A 2,936-nucleotide genomic window follows, 5' to 3' on the forward strand; every position below is an offset into this window, starting at 1 on the left:
GCGGCCTCGCTCACTGGCCCGCGGGCGCCTGGCCCGAGAGCTGGCGCGCCAGCGCGGCGATCGCGGCGGGATTGCGCTTGACCGTCACCACGGCGCGCGCGGCACGCGCGAACTGCTGGAGATATTCATCGCCGATGCCCTGCGCGGAGGCGCTGCGCATCTGAGTCGCGACGGGCGCGATCATCGCGGGATCGCCGGGGGCGATCTGCGCGAGGCGGACGACATACCAGCCGCCCGGACCCGGCGTCATCGCGACGCCGCCGGGGGAAAGCCGGAACAGGATGCGCAGCGCGGGCGGCACCTGCTGGAGGCGGCTGACGTCGAGCTCGCTGGCGTTGGCGGGCTTGGGCGCGTCCAGCCCGGCGGCGGCGAGCGCCGCGGGCATCGGCGTCCCGGCCTTGACCTTGTCGATCAGGCCCTGCGCGATCGTCCGGGCGGCGCCGGCGGCGCGATCGACCATGAGATCACGGGCGACGTTGCCGCGCACCCGATCGAACGGCACGGGCGCGGAGGGCAGGATGCTGCCGACGGTGAGCAGCGCCGCCCCCGCCGCGCCGATCGGCTCCAGCGTCGGCGGATCCTCCGGCGTCGCGAGGAAGGCGGGCTTGAGCAAGGCGGTCAGCACGGCATCGGGCTTGAAACCCTGCACGCCGGGCGCGGCGCCGTTGCCGAGGATCGGCGGCGTGGCGACGATCGTCAGCCGATTGGCCTTGACGATATCGTCGAAGGTCGCGCCATCGTTGAGCCCATCCTCGATCTTGCGGCCCAGCGCGGCGAGCGCGGCGGCCTTCCTGGTCTCGGTCAGCGCGGCCGCGATCTCGCCCTTCACGGCGTCGAGCGATCGCGCGGGCGTGGCGACGATCGCATCGACGTGGACGACGTGCCAGCCGAGCGTGGATTTCAGCGGCGCGGTATCGCCCCCCTTGCCGACGGCGAAGGCGGCATCGGCGATGGCGGCGGTGCTGGAGCCGGCGAAGGCCGCCTTGGTGAGCGTGCCGAGCGCGGTATCGGCGGCGGCGAAGCCCGCGTCGGCGGCGGCCTTGGCGAAGGGCGTGCCGGCGGCGAGCTTGGCGGCGAACACTTTGGCGGCGGCCTCGTCGGGCAGCACCACCTGGGACAAGGTGCGCGTCTCGGTCGCGGCATATTTGGCGGCATCGGCGCGATATTGCGCGGCGATCTCGGCGTCGGTCGGCGCGGGCGTGGCGATGCTGTCCGGACCGACGGGCGCGTAGCGGATCACGCGACGCTCGGGCAGGGTATAAGCGGGCAGATGCGCCTTGTACCACGCCTGGATATCGGCGTCCGAGGGCGCGGGCACCGGCTTCAAGGGCACGAAGCCGACCTCGCCGATCCGCCGCGCGACGAACAGCCCCGCATAGGTGCGCGCGATGCCGATCGGCATCGTCGTGCCCGCCGCCATCGGCACGAGCAACTGGCGGCGCAGCAGATCGCCGCGCAGCCCCTCGCGCAGGCTGGCGAGCGTGAGATGCTGCTGCGCGAGCAAAGCCTGCATCTGCTTCTCGTCGAACTTGCCCGCGGCGTTGAGGAAGGCGGGGATGGCGGCGATCTGCGCATCGATCAGGCGATCGCTGACGGCGATGCCGTTCTTCCGGCCCCAGACCTCGATCGCGCGGCTGCCGATCACGCGATCGACGAGCGGATCGAGCCCGCCGGTCTGGCGGAGCAGCGCCGCCATATCGATCGCGGGCTGCTGCTGGCGGACGCGCGCGAGCTCGCTCTGCGCGCTGCGCTGAAGTTCGGTGGCGCGGATCGGCTCGCCGCCGACGCTCGCGACGACATCGGGATCGCCGGTGCCGCCGCCGCCGAACGGCGAATTGACGCCCGTGACGATGAAGGCGACGACGAGGATCGCCAGCAGCGCGATGACGATCCACGAGCCGAGCGCGCGGCGAAAGAATCCAAGCATCAAATCTTCCAGAACAGGACCCCGCCGCCCATAGGCCGCGCCACCCGGCCTGCCAAGCTGGCGCCGGCGGCCCGCGCTACCCCTCCCGCCCCACTCCTCCCCTCGTCACCCCAGCGAAAGCTGGGGTCTCGTGCCGCAAGCCGTGCGCTTATTTCGTGAGATCCCAGCTTTCGCTGGATGGACGGAGGATGGACTTCCAGGGGGAAAGCAGGTCGTGCATGACGAAACAAGCTGAGCGCACTATCTCGCCTAAATGGCCTCCCCCGAAATCGACGCGCTGACGCAGGCGCTTGCCCGTCTGCCGGGGCTGGGGCCGCGATCGGCGCGGCGGGCGGTGCTGCATCTGCTCAAGCGGCGCGAGGCGGCGATGGCGCCGCTGCTGCGCGCGCTGGAGGCGGTCGCCGACAAGCTTGCGACCTGCGCGGTCTGCGGCAATGTCGATACCAGCGATCCCTGTTCGATCTGCGCCGATCCGCGCCGCGACGCGCGGATGCTGTGCGTGGTCGAGGAGGTGGCGGACCTGTGGGCGCTCGATCGCACGCGGCTGTTTCCGGGGCGCTTCCATGTCCTCGGCGGCCGGCTTTCGGCGCTGGAGGGGGTGCGGCCCGAGGATCTCAGCGTCGACATGCTGGTCGGACGGATCGGGCGGGGCGGGATCGACGAGGTGGTGCTGGCGATGAACGCGACGCTCGAGGGGCAGACCACCGCCCATTATCTCGCCGAGCGGATCGAGCGCTTCCCGGTGCGCGTCACGCAGCTCGCGCATGGCCTGCCCGTCGGCGGCGAGCTCGATTATCTCGACGAGGGGACGCTGGCGCAGGCGCTCCGGGCGAGGCGGCCGGTGGCATGAACGGAATCGGGCATGAGATCGGCGTGCTCGCGACGATCGGCGCGGTCTATCTGCTCGCGGTGGCGAGCCCCGGACCCAATTTCTTCCTCGCGACGCAGCTCGCGCTGGCGGGGCGGCGAGCGCTGGGCCTGCGCGCCGCGCTCGGCATCGCGGCGGGGG

Annotated in this window: 2 protein-coding genes; one reads left to right on the plus strand and one right to left on the minus strand. The window is 72.0% G+C overall.

Going from position 1 to position 2,936, the window contains the following annotated elements; translation table 11 throughout:
• Positions 1 to 10: 10 nt before the first annotated feature.
• Positions 11 to 1,927 (minus strand): peptidylprolyl isomerase, encoded by a 1,917-nt coding sequence (locus tag HUU94_RS06995; protein WP_174274380.1) that lies wholly within the window; start codon positions 1,925 to 1,927, stop codon positions 11 to 13.
• A 253-nt stretch (positions 1,928 to 2,180) separates the two neighbouring features.
• Here HUU94_RS06995 and recR point away from each other — a divergent pair, with 253 nt between their 5' ends.
• On the plus strand, positions 2,181 to 2,777 hold the full coding sequence (recR, locus tag HUU94_RS07000) for a recombination mediator RecR (protein ID WP_174274381.1): 597 nt from the start codon (positions 2,181 to 2,183) through the stop codon (positions 2,775 to 2,777).
• Positions 2,778 to 2,936: the final 159 nt, after the last annotated feature.

The sequence above is a fragment of the Sphingomonas bacterium genome (genome assembly GCF_903644055.1).
Taxonomy (GTDB): domain Bacteria; phylum Pseudomonadota; class Alphaproteobacteria; order Sphingomonadales; family Sphingomonadaceae; genus Sphingomonas_I.